This is a genomic window from Dellaglioa sp. CoH-57-MRSF-18 (assembly GCF_056781995.1).
Window position 1 is genome coordinate 1 of record NZ_JBXAXX010000282.1, and the last position, 238, is coordinate 238.

Annotated in this window: 1 protein-coding gene; it reads right to left on the reverse strand. The window is 60.5% G+C overall.

The window, feature by feature from the left end:
* A partial coding sequence (locus AC1RPG_RS08975; RefSeq protein ID WP_481762638.1) for a hypothetical protein occupies positions 1-238 on the reverse strand: 238 nt, incomplete at both ends.

Genomic DNA, 238 nt, shown 5'->3' on the forward strand with positions numbered 1-238 from the left:
TAACGAGATCGGCCCCTTCGGGCACATCGAAGGTGTAGTCGTAGCTTGACGGCGCGTCGCTGCTGGCAATCGTCGTGAGGACGCGCACACCAAAGACTGTCGGTTGAACCACCGCTTGGACACCTGAGTGGTCCGTCTCAAGAACCGACATGCCTTCGCTGGCAGGAGTCGATCCCGTGGCGTAGTCAACGGAGAAGCCGACTCCGTCGGGAATCAGCTCCGACTCCTCCACCACTAC